At 42.4% G+C, this 14589-nt stretch carries 15 protein-coding genes; 4 read left to right on the plus strand and 11 right to left on the minus strand.

The genetic code is table 11. The annotated features are described in order from the left end of the window. Positions 1-55: 55 nt before the first annotated feature. From yfmF to V7Z60_RS03065, 5 genes are all read right to left on the minus strand, one after another. Positions 56-1321, minus strand: coding sequence for an EF-P 5-aminopentanol modification-associated protein YfmF (gene yfmF, locus V7Z60_RS03050; protein ID WP_334116206.1), 1266 nt, complete (start codon positions 1319-1321; stop codon positions 56-58). 135 nt (positions 1322-1456) lie between these two features. Then, on the minus strand, positions 1457-3151 hold the full coding sequence (locus V7Z60_RS03055; protein ID WP_442918888.1) for a DNA translocase FtsK: 1695 nt from the start codon (positions 3149-3151) through the stop codon (positions 1457-1459). Between the two features lie 33 nt (positions 3152-3184). Further along, a complete protein-coding gene (locus V7Z60_RS10265; RefSeq protein ID WP_442918889.1) occupies positions 3185-3718 on the minus strand; it encodes a hypothetical protein in 534 nt (177 codons plus the stop codon). Positions 3719-3821: 103 nt separating this feature from the next. Beyond that, on the minus strand, positions 3822-4334 hold the full coding sequence (trmL, locus tag V7Z60_RS03060) for a tRNA (uridine(34)/cytosine(34)/5-carboxymethylaminomethyluridine(34)-2'-O)-methyltransferase TrmL (RefSeq protein ID WP_334116208.1): 513 nt from the start codon (positions 4332-4334) through the stop codon (positions 3822-3824). A gap of 377 nt (positions 4335-4711) precedes the next feature. Continuing rightward, positions 4712-5221 carry an aminoacyl-tRNA deacylase gene (locus tag V7Z60_RS03065; RefSeq protein ID WP_334116210.1) on the minus strand — a complete coding sequence of 170 codons (510 nt, stop codon included), beginning with the start codon at positions 5219-5221 and terminating at the stop codon, positions 4712-4714. 274 nt (positions 5222-5495) lie between these two features. Here V7Z60_RS03065 and V7Z60_RS03070 point away from each other — a divergent pair, with 274 nt between their 5' ends. After that, positions 5496-6473, plus strand: a complete 978-nt coding sequence (locus tag V7Z60_RS03070) for a GMP reductase (RefSeq protein WP_334116212.1) — start codon at positions 5496-5498, stop codon at positions 6471-6473. Positions 6474-6589: 116 nt separating this feature from the next. On the opposite strand, the gene V7Z60_RS03075 is transcribed toward V7Z60_RS03070, so the two are convergent. After that, on the minus strand, positions 6590-6946 hold the full coding sequence (locus V7Z60_RS03075) for a PTS glucitol/sorbitol transporter subunit IIA (RefSeq protein WP_334116214.1): 357 nt from the start codon (positions 6944-6946) through the stop codon (positions 6590-6592). 158 nt (positions 6947-7104) lie between these two features. Here V7Z60_RS03075 and V7Z60_RS03080 point away from each other — a divergent pair, with 158 nt between their 5' ends. Continuing rightward, on the plus strand, positions 7105-8139 hold the full coding sequence (locus tag V7Z60_RS03080; RefSeq protein ID WP_334116217.1) for a lactonase family protein: 1035 nt from the start codon (positions 7105-7107) through the stop codon (positions 8137-8139). Between the two features lie 12 nt (positions 8140-8151). Beyond that, positions 8152-8799: a copper homeostasis protein CutC gene (locus V7Z60_RS03085; RefSeq protein WP_334116218.1), complete on the plus strand. Its 648-nt coding sequence runs from the start codon at positions 8152-8154 to the stop codon at positions 8797-8799. A gap of 45 nt (positions 8800-8844) precedes the next feature. Here the strand turns inward: V7Z60_RS03085 and V7Z60_RS03090 are convergent, their stop codons facing one another. Genes V7Z60_RS03090 through V7Z60_RS03110 form a run of 5 tightly spaced genes read right to left on the minus strand, consistent with a single transcriptional unit; the run spans position 8845 to position 13968 of the window. Beyond that, positions 8845-10200, minus strand: a complete 1356-nt coding sequence (locus tag V7Z60_RS03090) for a magnesium transporter CorA family protein (protein ID WP_334116220.1) — start codon at positions 10198-10200, stop codon at positions 8845-8847. 11 nt (positions 10201-10211) lie between these two features. After that, positions 10212-11525, minus strand: a complete 1314-nt coding sequence (gene mgtE, locus V7Z60_RS03095) for a magnesium transporter (protein WP_442918890.1) — start codon at positions 11523-11525, stop codon at positions 10212-10214. A gap of 55 nt (positions 11526-11580) precedes the next feature. After that, positions 11581-12486, minus strand: coding sequence for an RluA family pseudouridine synthase (locus V7Z60_RS03100; protein WP_334116221.1), 906 nt, complete (start codon positions 12484-12486; stop codon positions 11581-11583). Further along, entirely contained in the window at positions 12476-13282 is an 807-nt protein-coding gene (locus V7Z60_RS03105; RefSeq protein WP_334116223.1) for an NAD kinase, read from the minus strand. The genes V7Z60_RS03100 and V7Z60_RS03105 overlap by 11 nt, the downstream gene beginning before the upstream one ends. Beyond that, positions 13279-13968 carry a GTP pyrophosphokinase gene (locus tag V7Z60_RS03110; protein ID WP_334116225.1) on the minus strand — a complete coding sequence of 230 codons (690 nt, stop codon included), beginning with the start codon at positions 13966-13968 and terminating at the stop codon, positions 13279-13281. Before V7Z60_RS03110 ends, V7Z60_RS03105 begins: the two co-directional genes overlap by 4 nt. A gap of 224 nt (positions 13969-14192) precedes the next feature. On the opposite strand from V7Z60_RS03110, the gene V7Z60_RS03115 reads away from it, so the two are divergent. Further along, positions 14193-14589 (plus strand): DsbA family protein (locus tag V7Z60_RS03115; RefSeq protein WP_334116227.1); only part of this gene is annotated, 397 nt, incomplete at its 3' end.

The following is a 14589-nucleotide window of genomic DNA, read 5'->3' on the forward strand; positions in this document are numbered from 1 at the left end:
TTGTCTTTCTGTTGAATATTAAATCATATCTGGTTATATTTGTGCATATTTTTAGCTACAGTTTATTTCCTCCATCAAGAAAATAGATATTTTGTAGCTTGACTTTACTTGCCACTTCCATAACTTCTGCTTTTGAAACGTTCAAGATATTTTGAATCCAATCTTCATTTGAGACATATGTTCCAGTCAAAATATCATTTTGAGCACGATTAACCGCAGTCATTTGATTGTCCAAACGACTTTCAAAATTATTTATCAGGGATGACTTGACATTTGCAACCAGATCATCTTCAAAAGCTCCGTTTGCCAAATCCTTCAGTTGTTCTTCAATCAAATGGATGACATGCTCCTTATTTGACGATTGAATTCCTGTCTGAACCATCAAGAATTGTCGATACGGATCAAATGAAGAGCTTGCATAATACGCCAGGCTTTCTTTTTCTCGAACGTTGACGAAAAGCTTTGAAAGCGGAGAACCACCGAACAGTCCATTGAAAATCAGTGCTGCATAATGCAGTTTCGAACGATACGGAACATTCAGCCGATATCCCAGGTCAAGCTTGCTTTGATTGAGATTTTGCCTTTCAACGTTTTCACTGACCGTTTCCTTTAAAGGCTGCTCATAATTCAAAGTGAAATAATCTGGCTTTCTTTCAGAAAAATTGAAATCCTTTGAACGTTCAACAGCCAGGTCTCTATCAATATCGCCGGAAACAAGAATCTGGATACGATCGTTTTCAATCATTTCAAGATAGGCGTCATAGACGTCCTTTGAAGTAAGGTTTTCGAGCTCTTCTGCAGAACCGAAAACAGGCGATTTTTGTGCAGCTTCATCAAAGTAGTTCTCTTGAAGTTTCAACGAAGCATAACTTTGCTTGTTATCCTTAATGGAATTGACGTATGCAATCAAATTTTGCTTTTGTCGCGAAAACGTTTCATGGTCGAACTCACCGTCTTTTACGAGCGGATTCAAAATCATACTTTTCAAAAATTCAAATCCGGCATCGACCAATCCGACCGGATTTTCCAAAAATTTATCATCAATGCAATTAAAGACAAAATTAATCGTATGGATGTTTCCGTGGCGATTGACGGTTGTGCCAAAGCCGGCTCCATACATCCTTGACAGCTCCATCGCTGTCTTGCTTTGAGTCGGAAAATCGCTTGAACTTGTCTCAAGCAAGTTCGACAGCAGCGTTCTGACGCTCAAACTTCTCACGTCTGCCAATTCGGTCATGAAAGAAACGACAATCCGATTTGTTTTGAACTGTTGTGTAGGGATCAAAATCAAATCGACCCCGTCCGTTATGCTGATTTGCACACACAGTTCCCCCTTCTAATATTTAGCATTACCCTTAATTTTATAGTAAAATGCACTGAAATACAAGGGTTCTCCATTCTTCAGGATTAAACAAAAAATCTCTTTCTGATTCCGAAAGAGATTTTTTTCATTTGCTTATTCTTCGGGCTTGACGTAAACCTCACGCGGTTTGGCACCTTCCTGTCTTCCGACCATTCCACGTGCTTCAAGCTCATCGACAATTCGTGCCGAACGATTGTATCCAATGCTGAAATGGCGCTGAAGCAACGAAATACTGCATTTTCCTTCAATCGCAATGAACTTGACGACGTCATCGAACAACTCGTCAACGTCATTTTCCCGCTTTTCCTGCTCGACTTCTTCGTCCGAAACTTCCATTGTCTTGTCAAATGCAGTGCTGCGCTGATTGGAAACAAATTCGACAACGTTTGCCACGTCTTCGTCAGAAATGAATGCACCCTGAATTCTCGTCGGTTTATTCTGACCGACGGGCATAAACAACATATCACCACGACCGAGCAGCTTTTCCGCACCGTTTCCATCAAGGATCGTTCTCGAATCCGTTCCGCTTGAGACGGCAAATGCCATTCGCGACGGAACGTTTGCCTTGATCAAGCCGGTAATGACATCAACTGACGGACGCTGCGTTGCCAAAATCATATGAATTCCGGCAGCACGCCCCATTTGAGCAATTCTGACGATTTGATCCTGAACGGATCCTCCGGTCGTCATCATCAAATCAGCAAGCTCATCAACTACAACGACAATATAGGGCATGAGCGGACGCTTCCCGCCATCGTCTGCGTTTTCCTGTTCAATCAGCTGATTGTATCCTGAAATGTTTCGAACGTCTTTTTCAGCAAATCGCTCATAGCGCTCCTCCATTCGTGCAACAACCTTTTCAAGAGAACGGGCGGCTTTGCGAGGTTCAGTAATTACGGGCACGAGCAGATGAGGAATTTCCTTATAAATTCCAAGTTCGACTTTTTTGGGATCAACCATCATCAACTTGACCGTTTCCGGACGACAATTCATAAGAATACTCGTAATAATCACGTTGATTGCAACAGACTTACCGCTGCCGGTTGAACCGGCAATCAGCAAGTGAGGCATTTTTGCCAGATCTGCCGTTTCCAAATCACCTGAAACATTATGTCCCAATGGAACCTCAAGCGGTTTGTGCTTGCCCTTGCGACGCTTGAATTCGGTGATGATCGTTTTATATGCAACAGTCGCAACGTTCTGATTGGGAACTTCGATTCCAATCAGCGGTTTTCCGGGAATCGGGGCTTCAATTCGAATATCTTTGGCCGCCAGAGCAAGTGCCAGATCATCGGCAAGATTGACAATTTTTGAAACCTTGACACCAATCGCAGGATGAAGCTCATATCTTGTAACGGCAGGACCAAGCATGACGTTCTTAAGTTCAGCCTTAACGCCGAAACTTTCAAGCGTCTGAATCAAAATATCCCTGTTTTTCCTGATTGCGCGCCGTTCCGAACTCTGATCGGCATCTTTTCCGTCAGTCAGTAAATCAAGCGAAGGCAGCTTATAATCGGAATCGTCAAAAGTTTCTTCAGAAAATTCAAAGTCTTCTTCATTTTGCGAATCACTCAGGGATCCATCCTTTTCCTTTCCAATGACTTCAGTCACATCGTCTGACTTGTCCTGATCAAAAATTTCTTCCGATTGACTTTCTTCGGTTTGAACATACTTTTTCAAGACGTCTGAAGATTTTTCATGAAGCTTGCCTTTACCTTCAAGAACCTTCGGCAGAGTATCTTTAACTCTTCTAAAGAGCCAAGCTGCTGAATTTTTCAGCCAACACACGACAGCATAGCTCATTTGACCGAAAGCATCGATTCAATCCTGGGCCGATAAGTTCAACATCATGCACAGACCAAGAAAACACAGAATATCTGCCGCAAGGTACGATCCCAACTGAGCCGTCAGAAAATACGTCAGCGTATAAAGTAAAGCACCGATAAGTCCTCCGCCGACCGTTGTTCCAAGTGTTGAAGACGTCAGATCAGCTGCCAGGTATTGCCAGGTGATCGAAACGAAACGTGCATGGAGGTCAAGTCTGGCAAACATTACCGCCGAGAACATGACCAAGATGCCTGACCAGCAAATGAACAACCCGCAAACTCGTTTCCTGTCCAATTCTGGTGTTTTGCCGGTTAAAAGCAGGCAGCATCCAAAAATAATCATCAAAACAAAACCTATTTTATAGGTGTCGCCCACGAACAAACGCAAAACATTCGAAAGCAACACCCCGAGATATCCCATGCCTAAAAATCCCAAAACCGCAAACAGGATATAAATTGCCCCAATGACATGCTCAGATAAAACGATCCCATTCTTTTTTCTGCGCGTTTTTTTCCTTTTCTGAGCCATTTCAAAATCCTCCCTGATAATCCTGGTTTCAATTATAGCATACATCCGATAAAATAAACAAATGTTCGCAACAAAAAAACCGCCGTTCCGGCGGTTTGAAAAACTATTTCAATTTATCGTTTTCGTAACGATGAACGCGATCCAATTCAGGGAAGGATTGCTGCCTTAATGCTTCATAAATCACGATTGCAGCCGTATTTGACAAATTCAGAGCACGAATATTTCGATCATTTTGCGGAATTCGGATGCAGTTCTTCTCATACCTGCGCATAAATGCCTCCGGAAGTCCCGTCGTCTCTTTGCCGAACAGGAAATAATGATTTCTGCCTGCATCCGTGTAATCAACGTCAGCATAAGTGCGCTCGGCAAATTTAGACACGACGTACAATTCGCCGTTTTCATCCATTGACTCCAGAAATTCAGGCAGATTTTCATGATAGGTGATCTTTACCTTGTCCCAATAATCAAGTCCGGCTCTTTTCATATACTTGTCATCGGTCGAAAAACCAAGCGGCTTGATCAGATGAAGTTCAGTATTGGTTCCGGCACACGTCCTGGCGATATTTCCCGTATTTGCCGGCATCAACGGTTCAAACAATACAATATGATTCGTCATTTAAGGATTCCTCTCTTTTGAGATAAAAAAAGCGTAACCGTTCGGTGTGGGCACGGCGAACAGTTACGTTAATGAAGTACAATCATATAGCAACTAACGACAGTTCCGTCAATTGCCAACAACCGATCTCTTGTCATTATACTAACACTGTATATTTTAATTTTCAATAGGTTTTCGATAACTTTTTAAAAAAATATTCATTTTTCAGATTCGATTTCTTTCTTAACGTCAATGCCTTAAAACGGGACTTTTTACATTGAAAAATGCCTTTCCCCAGGTGTTTTTCAAAGCTTTTGCTTAAGTAAAAACTTATAGCTGTGAACAATCCGTTGAAATCTAACTCGCAAACGGGAAAATTAACTTTAGATTTGATTTCATTAATTTTCACTGACTTTGATATATTTTCCGGAAACAAGCCTTACCAGATCATCCCTTTTCATTCTGACAGAACGTCCGACTTTTCCGGCAGAAACGGAAATTTCATCAAAACTCTTGATTCGTTCGTCAAAATAAACGGGAAATCCCTTTCTGACATTGATGCCGATAGGAGTATTTGCTCCATGAACATACCCGGTAATATTGATTAAATTCTTGTTATCCGCAAGATGAACTTGTTTTTTGCCGAGTTCGTGCGCAACAAGTTTCAAATCGATTTCATGAATAAGCGACAAACATACCACGATGTAATCTTTGGCATCGTTGTTTGCCTGCATCACGATCGTTTTCAAGATGCTTTCTGCCGGAACTCCCTGTTCCTTTGCCTCGGCCAAGGCATCAGCACCGTTATTGATCCAGTCAAAGGAAACTTCTTCATACTCAATGTGGTGCTGATCCAAGATTCGTTCATCATTCGTCTTCTTTTCCTTAGTGCTCTTTTTTCCAGCCATCTTTTTCAGCTTCCTTCCTTGCAATTATGTTATCAATCTTAACATCTCAAATCAGATAAGTCCAAAATATACAATACTGATTTCAAAAAAAGCCTGAACCAAACATGAGTCTCATCCCTCAATAGTAAAATAGTATTTTAATTTTTTGTGAATTTTCTCAAAGCGCCTTTATTTGCGTTGACTTTTGGTCTCATTTAAAGTATATTACTTGTGTTTGCGGACACATCAGCTTTGTCGAAAGTCCGCAACATATTTTAGAATTGCGAGGTATATCATGCCAGTTTTTGATTATGAAGATATTCAGCTTGTTCCTAACAAGTGTATTGTGAAGAGTCGTTCCGAAATTGATACGCGCATCAAATTCGGACCAATGACATTCAACATTCCGGTTGTTCCTGCAAACATGCAAACAGTCATTGATGAAAAACTTGCCGTTTGGCTGGCACAAAACGGCTACTTCTACATCATGCACCGTTTCGATGAAGATGAACGCCTGCCATTCGTTAAAAGAATGCATGATCAAGGATTATTCGCATCAATTTCCGTTGGCGTCAAGCCAAGGGAGCATGAACTGATTGATGAATTGGCCGCTCAAAATCTTGTCCCGGAATATATCACGATTGATATTGCTCATGGACATTCAGACACGGTCATCGAAATGATCAAACATATCAAACAGGCAATGCCGGGAGTCTTTGTCATCGCCGGAAACGTCGGGACTCCGGAAGGCGTCCGCGAACTTGAAAATGCAGGAGCTGATGCAACAAAGGTCGGAATCGGACCAGGAAAGGCATGCATCACTAAGCTTAAAACGGGTTTCGGAACAGGCGGCTGGCAATTAGCTGCGGTCAGATTATGTGCAAAGGCTGCCAGCAAGCCTATCATCGCGGACGGAGGCATTCGCAACAACGGTGATATTGCCAAATCCGTTCGATTCGGTGCTTCAATGGTCATGATCGGTTCAATGTTTGCCGGACATGAGGAAACGCCTGGCGAAGTCATTGAACAAGATGGACAAAAGTACAAGGTTTACTATGGATCTGCTTCCCAATATCAAAAAGGACAATATAAAAACGTCGAAGGCAAGAAACTGCTCGTGCCTTATCGCGGACATATTTCCGATACCTTGCGCGAAATGCGGGAAGACCTTCAATCCTCCATCTCATATGCAGGCGGCAAGGAACTGATGGCACTTCGCAAAGTTGATTACGTAATCGTCAAGAACTCCATCTTCAACGGAGATACCTTTTAAGAAAAATTATCTTTAAAAATTACGAAAAAGCGGCCAGGAATCAGCTTGATTCCTGACCGTTTTTTAATGTTGGACACATCCGCAAAAATCGAGTCGATTTCTCAGACGACGTTTTACTAGTCAAAAACGATTTCAGTTCCGATTTCAATTTCAGGCATGACGTGCGGTTTTAAATAAATTGCATTCTCCTGGGGCGTTTCCGGAACCTCCTTAAAGGCCAAAACCGTGTGCCCGATCGAAGTCAGGTTCGATTCAGCCAATTGTCCGACAAATTCGACTTCATATTCGGAAGAACCAATTGTAACCTTTGACCCCTGCTTGATATCATAACCGCCAATCGGATCATTTTCAAAATCATGAATCAATGACACTTCACGCAAACGCTCCGAAGCCGTTTCGCCGAATAAAATAAGCAATGGTTGCTTTTCGTCAATTGCCTGGGGACCGATTGCAGTAATTTTGCTCTTAATCATATCAGAAATTCCTCTCCTAATCCGCTTGTTCAATACTTAACGAATTCATTATAACCTATTTTATTCTTTCTTTGTAGATTAATATCCTTTGGCAGCGTTTTCTTAGTAAGAATATGTTATAATTGATAGGAATAAATTTACAGAGAGGATGTTTCTGCGTGAAAGAAGAAATTCTGTTCGGAACATATACTAAAAAAACAAGCAAAGGTATCTATTATGCCACCTTGGATACTGAGGGAAAAACGATTTCCGACCCTAAACCAGTCGTCGGATTGCAAAGTCCAACTTATATGAAAGTCACGAATAAAAAGACGCTCGTCTCAGTAGCAAAAAAAGATGATCTTGGCGGAATCGCTGCATTTGACGCAAAAAATTCGGCATTTACGCTTTATGACGAAGCTTTAACGCCTGGTGCCAACCCTTGCTACGTCGGTTTTGACGAAAAGCGTCAGCTGATTTTTACGGCCAACTATCATAAGGGTCAAATCGATGTTTACAAAATCAACGCTGATCAAACGCTCAGTCTGACTGATACTGTCAAGGACGAAGGAAACGGTCCGCGTCCGGAACAGGATTCAGCACATGTTCACTACACCGATCTTGCTCCGGACGGACGGCTGATTGCAGTTGATCTCGGCAATGACACTGTTTCAACATATGACGTTTCAGATGAAGGCAAACTTTCCCTTGTCTCCGTTTTTAAAACGGAACCAGGTTTTGGCCCGCGCCACATCGTTTTTGCGCACGACAGCAATTATGCATATCTTGCAGGCGAACTTTCAAGCAATCTTTCGGTTCTCAAGTATGACACAAAAACAGGATGTTTTTCGCTTGAGCAAACAGTCAAGACGATTCCTTCCACTTGGACCGAACATAATGGTGCTGCTGCTGTCAGAATTTCTGCCGATGACAGATTCGTCTACGTTTCAAATCGCGGCCATAACTCGCTGGCTCAATTTGAAGTTCATGACGATCACATGGTTGATTTTGTTGAATTCGTTTCAACCGAAGGCGATTTTCCTCGCGACTTCGATATCGATCCGACGGGACGTTTCGTTGTATGCGTCAATCAGAATACGGACAACGGCACGCTTTACGAACGTAATGAAAAAACAGGCAAGCTGACATGCATTCAAAAAGACATCGCGGTTCCTGAAGGTGTTTGCGTTTGCTTTACCGATATCAACGATTGATTGGGGTATTCTATGCTGATTAAAGAAGCTTGTCTTGAAAACTATACTTTGATTTCTCGTGCGATTTCCTGCGGTGCAAACCGCATCGAGCTTTGCGACAATCTTTCCTGCGGCGGAACAACCGTTTCAAAGGGCGTTATGGCCGAATCATTAAAGTATGCGCACGAAAAAAACGTCCCGGTGACGGTGCTGATCCGGCCGCGAGGAGGAGATTTCGTTTACAATGATGCTGAAATCAAGATAATGGAGTCAGACATCTTTACCGCACAGTCATTAGGTGCGGATACGGTCGCCATCGGTGCGCTTGATTCAAAAGGCAGAATTGATTTTGAAACCATGGAAAACCTCACTCAAGCGGCATTCGGGATGCAGCTTGAATTTCACATGGCGTTTGATTCACTGAATCCTGAAGAACAAAAAGAGGCCATTGATTGGGCTGTCGATTCTGGTTTTGACAGAATTTTGACTCATGGCGGTCCACTTGAAGTGCCTGTCGAAGAAACCGTACCTCACTTAAAAGAACTGATTTCATATGCTGATCATCGCATTGAAATTTTACCGGGCGGAGGCATCACGTTTGCAAATTGCGAGCAAATTGCTGAAGCGCTCGGCGTAAAGTCCGTCCACGGAACTAAAATCGTCAATCTCATGCATGATTAGATTATTGATTAAAAAAGCTGCGAAGCAAGAACTTCGCAGCTTTTTTTACATCCACTTTTCTTTTTTGAATAAAATAATTTCAACCGTAATTATTATGATTGAGCTGATAATTGCGATTAGATAGCCGTATTTCCACGTTGTTTCCGGAATGTTGAAGTTCATTCCGTACCATCCCGTAATCAGCGTCAGCGGCATGAAAATCGTCGTCACGATCGTCAAAATCTGCATCACCTTATTTTGTCTGACGTTGATCTTCGCCTGATACGTATCAATAATTTGAGTTGCATACTCATACATGCTTTGTGCTTCGAGATTCAATCGGCTGAGACGATTGGCCACCATCTGCATGTCGGTTAGATTGATTTCGTCAAGGTAATCGACTCCGCTCTCAGCAATATTCGTAACAAGTTCAGTCAGTTGTTTGTAGAATCTCATCAAATGCCGCTGTTCTTTTTTGATTCTGAAAATATATTCTTCAAAATCGCGAGGAATTTCCATGACGTTGTCCGCCATGTTGTCTTCAAGCAAGTCAAGTTTGCGCTCGTAATCATTGAAAAACACGTCATCGCGGTAAGTCAGATGGTAAATGCAGTTTAAAAACACCTGTGCCAGATTATGGCTCTTCACATTCTGAGATTCGACATAATCAGCCAGACATGAAGCCATGATTCCGCTTTTATCAATGAATATCAAACGCTTCTCAGACAGGTGGTAACGAACAAAGATGCCCTTGCCCAGCAGATTATTTCTGTTAAGCAATGCCATCGTTCCAAAAATTTCATCACCGATAATATCAACGGTCGTGTATTTTTCACCGTTAAGCTTGCTCAGCCACAGCTTGACTCTCTCCGAAGCATTTGATTCCTGATACTCTTCAGGAGTCATGATTACGATTTCCGGGTTGTCGTTTTTGCCGCACTTAACGATTTTTTTGTCAATGATTCTGTATTTCAACGGAGCATCCTTCCGGACTTCAAAAGCATTTTCAATCTCGACAACGGGATCTTCAAGATACTTGATGTTTTTCCAAAAAGATTTCTCATGCTCGTCATGTTCACCAAAGTAGTAATAAAGAGCAAATGCACCGCAAACGAAGTAAAAGGCCAGCTTTTCAAGCGTAACTTTCGCTAGAAAAAGCTGTAGGAAAAAACTGACCATCGTCAGCGCAATCATGAGAACGCTGACCGTAAAACATTCAAAATGCCCGTTTTTCTTCAAGCTCCTCAAAGCTGTGACAAAAACAAGACAAGCCAGCGTCTCATTTGAAAATGCGGCAATCAACTCCGGAACATGAAGCATTCCCTTGAAAATTTCAGCAGTTACGAGCAGAAAATACCCCAGGCACATCAATTCCACCAGCAAAAAACATGCCTTTCTGCATTTAAGCTTCTTTACAGGCATCATGATTCCGCCTACTTTCCCATCAAAAACTGCATGAAGAGCTTGGCAATGTTAAAGTAAATCAAAACAGACGTTAAATCGCTCAAAGTCGAAATAAACGGTCCTGAAGCAACGGCAGGGTCAACTCCGATGCGGTCCATCAGATTCGGAATAAAACTTCCTGCAAGATTGGCAACCGTAATGGCACACATCATTGCCATGCCGATTACGAATCCCAAAACAAAATTCTTCTTCCAAACACCGACGATCAGACAAATCGTCACACCCGTAACGAACCCTGTTAAAAGTCCTGTTAAAAATTCTGTCAGAAACTGCTTATACCAAGAAGGCTGATCCTCTTCCTTTTCAGCCAGACGCCTGACGGCAACAGCCAGACTTTGTGTTCCCGCGTTACCGGCAGTCCCCGTAATGGAAGAAATGAAAATCGCCAGAATGCTTGCTTCACCAATCATGCTTTCATAATGCGAAATAAGCGTTGTCGTTGACATTCCGAGCAAAAGCAGCACAATCAGCCACGGCAGACGATTGACAGCTGCCTTGAACGGGCTGTTCGTCTCTTCATCCGTGTCAACACCAGCCAAACCGGAATAGTCTTCCGCAGATTCTTCATCGATAACGTCGATAATATCATCAACGGTAATAATGCCAATCAATTTTCCGTCATAATCCGTCACCGGAATTGCCAGAAAGTTATAATCACGAATCGTCTGAGCAACCTCAGCCTGATCATCCGACACTTGAACGGACATCACCGGCGTCGTCATGATATCTTCAATCATCTCATCATCATCATGGGTCAAAAGATCCCTTAACGTCAAAACTCCCAGCAGTTTCTCATTCGAACCGACAACATACACGTAATAAATTGTTTCGGCATCATCTGCTTCGCGTTTTATTACGTGCATTGCGGATCGAACCGTCTGATTGCCGACGATTTCGACAAATTCAGTCGACATGATGGCACCGGCGGTCTTATCTTCATAGTGAAGCATTTCTCTGATTTCTGCGGCCTTTTCCTGCGGAATCAGACGTAAATACTTGGCAAGATCTTTCTTTTGAGCATAAGCCAGAATATCAACAGCATTATCAGTATACATCTGATCAATAACGTTAGCCGCATACTGCGGCGTCATTTCCTTGAAATAGTTGACAACTTCTTCAGGCTCTTCTTCAATCGCGTCAAACATATCGCCGACTTCTTCAGCCGTCAGATAACGATAAAGCCTCGCCCTTTGCTTTTCGGTCAGATCGGTAAAAATCTGTGCCTGCTCGTATACGTGCAAGTCAAGGTACTCTTCGCGAAACTGTCTTGCGCATTGAGCAATTGAATGATGATGTCGCTTTTATCATGGGTTATTTCGATTGTTTTTGCCATGATGCTCACTCTTTCTTATTTTTCTTAATATACCCCTCAAAATCCCGAGGCGGATTGCAATATATTTCAAGCTGCTTTCCCAAAAACGGATGATAGAAGACAAGATGGAAACAATGCAGACCTTGACGCTGCAAAGGAAGCTCGTTTTTACCGTCATAAAGTGTGTCTGCTACGAGCGGATGCCCGATTGCCCTGCTGTGAACCCTGATTTGGTGAGTTCGACCAGAGTGAAGTCTGACTCTGTACAAGGCAGCATCCTTAAGTTTCTTTTCTAAGAAGTATTCGCTCGAAGACGGTTTTCCATCCTCAGTTATCGTTCGCTTAATCATGCTGCCAGGTTCTCGTCCGATCGGCAGATTGACAAAAAAGTGTCGCCGATTAATTTTACCAGACAACAATGCCAGATACTCTTTTTTAATCGAGTGGTCATGAACCTGTTTGTCAATTAATGCATGCGCATATCGATGCTTGGCAATTAAAACAATCCCGGTCGTGTCACGGTCAAGTCGCGTAATCACGTGAACTACCGTATCTTTGATGCCGCGAAGCTCGTAATATCCGACGATTCGATTAACCAACGAATCGTACCGATGTTTTTTATCAGGAGAGGGAATCGTTGCCAAATGCGCCGGTTTGTCAACAATCAAAAAATCCCGGTCCTCATAAAGAATTTTAAGCGGCACGTATGACGGAATCACAGGCTCTTTCCTGGCCTTTTCAGGCGGCATCGTCAATGTAACGACTGCATTTGGAAAAATCATGTCCAGTTTCCGGCCGGAAGTTCCGTCAACGTCAATCGCTCCGCCCTCATGTCTGATTTTTGCCAGCAACCCCCTTGAAATTCCCTGCTGTTTCAGAAAGGTCTTTAAATGACAGGGTGTCTTTCCCTGATAAACGAAACTAATCTTCATCCTCTGTTCCTATGAAAGCTTCCTGGACTCGCTGCCAAAAATGCATATGACGGTATTTGGCAAAATGAATCCTTTTTTTAGATATCTTGTATTGTATTTCAACAATATCACGATTGTGATAAGAATCGGAATCGACCGTCAAGACAAAATCGCTTCCTCTCATCGGTCTGAAGGTGATCCAGTCATTTGGAGCAACAATCATCGGTGAACTCAACGTCCTGAAAACACGATTGTTAATCGAACTGATTTCTGCAATCTGCAAAACTTCGAGATTCGGATGAACCACGGCTCCACCTAATGATTTGTTGTATGCGGTTGAACCGGTCGGAGTTGAAACGCACAACCCGTCCCCTCTGAACCTTTCAAACAATTCCCCGCCTAAATACACGTCGGTAGCCATCGTTGAACTGATACGCTTCAAGGTCGATTCGTTCAAGGCAAGGTAATGAACGCGTTTCGGACAGTCGGCATATTTAACGCAAACTTCAAGCAGCGGATAGCTTACGGACTGACCGTTATCGGATTCCAAACTGATTACAAGATCGTCAACTTCTTCATCACGCCAATCGGTATAAAAGCCAAGATGACCCGTATGAACACCAACGAAGCGAATCTTGTCAAGACGATCTTCGTAATGATGGAACGCTGACAAAAGCGTCCCGTCTCCACCGATTGAAATAACGACGTCAGGCTCTTTGTCGTCTAAAACGAAATGTCGCTCCGCAAAACGTTTCTCAAGCCTTTGTTTGACGTTTTGAGATTGTTTTCCATCATTTGCAAAAATTGCAATCTTCATGACTGTTTCCTTTCATCGTGATATTCTTTAATCATCTCAGATTGACTTGGAGGCTGCCCCTTTTCAATAAACTTAATCTTGTTATTGAATAATTTCTGAGCCTCTTGAATCTCTTCACGAATACTGGACATTTCATTATCAAGCAAAAATGCGGCTTCTGCGCTTCTGGCAAGCCTTTCTTTCAGTTCCCTGGGGAACATGCCACGATACTTATATCCCAAAGAATGCTCAATCGTTGCCCAAAAATTCATTGCAAGCGTTCTTATTTGAATCTCAACCTTAATGTTTGTCTGCTCATTAAGCAGCTGTACCGGATAACGGACGACGATATGATATGATCGATAACCGCTCGGCTTTTGATTTGCAATATAGTCGCGCTCTTCGATTATCTGCATGTCACTTCTTCTTCTGATGATGTCAACGACAGTATAAATGTCTTCAACGAACTGACACATGATTCTGATACCTGCAATATCCTCCATGTCATCAGCCAGTCGTTCCTCTCTTATCTGACGTCGAAGCATTTTTTCCTTGATGCTTGCCACGGGCTTGACTCTTCCCGTAACGAACTCAATCGGGCAGTGTCCTTCTTTTTCAAACTGGCTCCTCAAAGTTCTGAATTTGAGTTTAAGTTCTTTAACTGCTTCTTCATACGGAAGCAAAAAATTTTCCCAGTCTCTTTCCATAAAAACACCGCCTTTCACCTACCTATCAAGTTTAACACAACAACGCAATAAATTGTATGAACAAGGTCAGGTAATATCGAAAAATATTTTGAGTAAAAAACATCAAAAAAGAGCAGGTCGCTACGATGATTTTTTGATTATTTTGAGCAAAATAATTGCAAAATTTCTTTTTTTTGCTAGAGTATAGTTAGAAATAATAAATTCAAAAAAGTGGAGGAATTGCCTTGCTTGAATTGTATTTGTTCATCAATCCGCTTGGAAGCACTTGCTACCATGCAGAACAAAACATTTTAAAGCTCGCCGAACTGTCGAAGAATAAGATTAGGTTCAAATTTGTCCCGCTATTGAACATTAATTCAATCTCCTCGATTATGTCGGCGTACGGCATCGATGCTTGTGATCTGAAGAAACGAAATCAGATTTCCCAAGTCTTGTTTCGCTCAGCAATCGATTACAAAGCAGCGATGTTCCAAGGGACTAAACGCGGACGTAAATTCCTGATGACCGTCCAACAGGAGATACATGAAAACCACCGCGATTACACGGATGAATTGGTTTTGGAATCAGCTGAAAAAAGCCGCCTCGACATCGAGATGTTCTTAGCTGACCGCCAGTCAGACC

The organism is Ligilactobacillus sp. (genome assembly GCF_036846325.1).
GTDB lineage: Bacteria > Bacillota > Bacilli > Lactobacillales > Lactobacillaceae > Ligilactobacillus.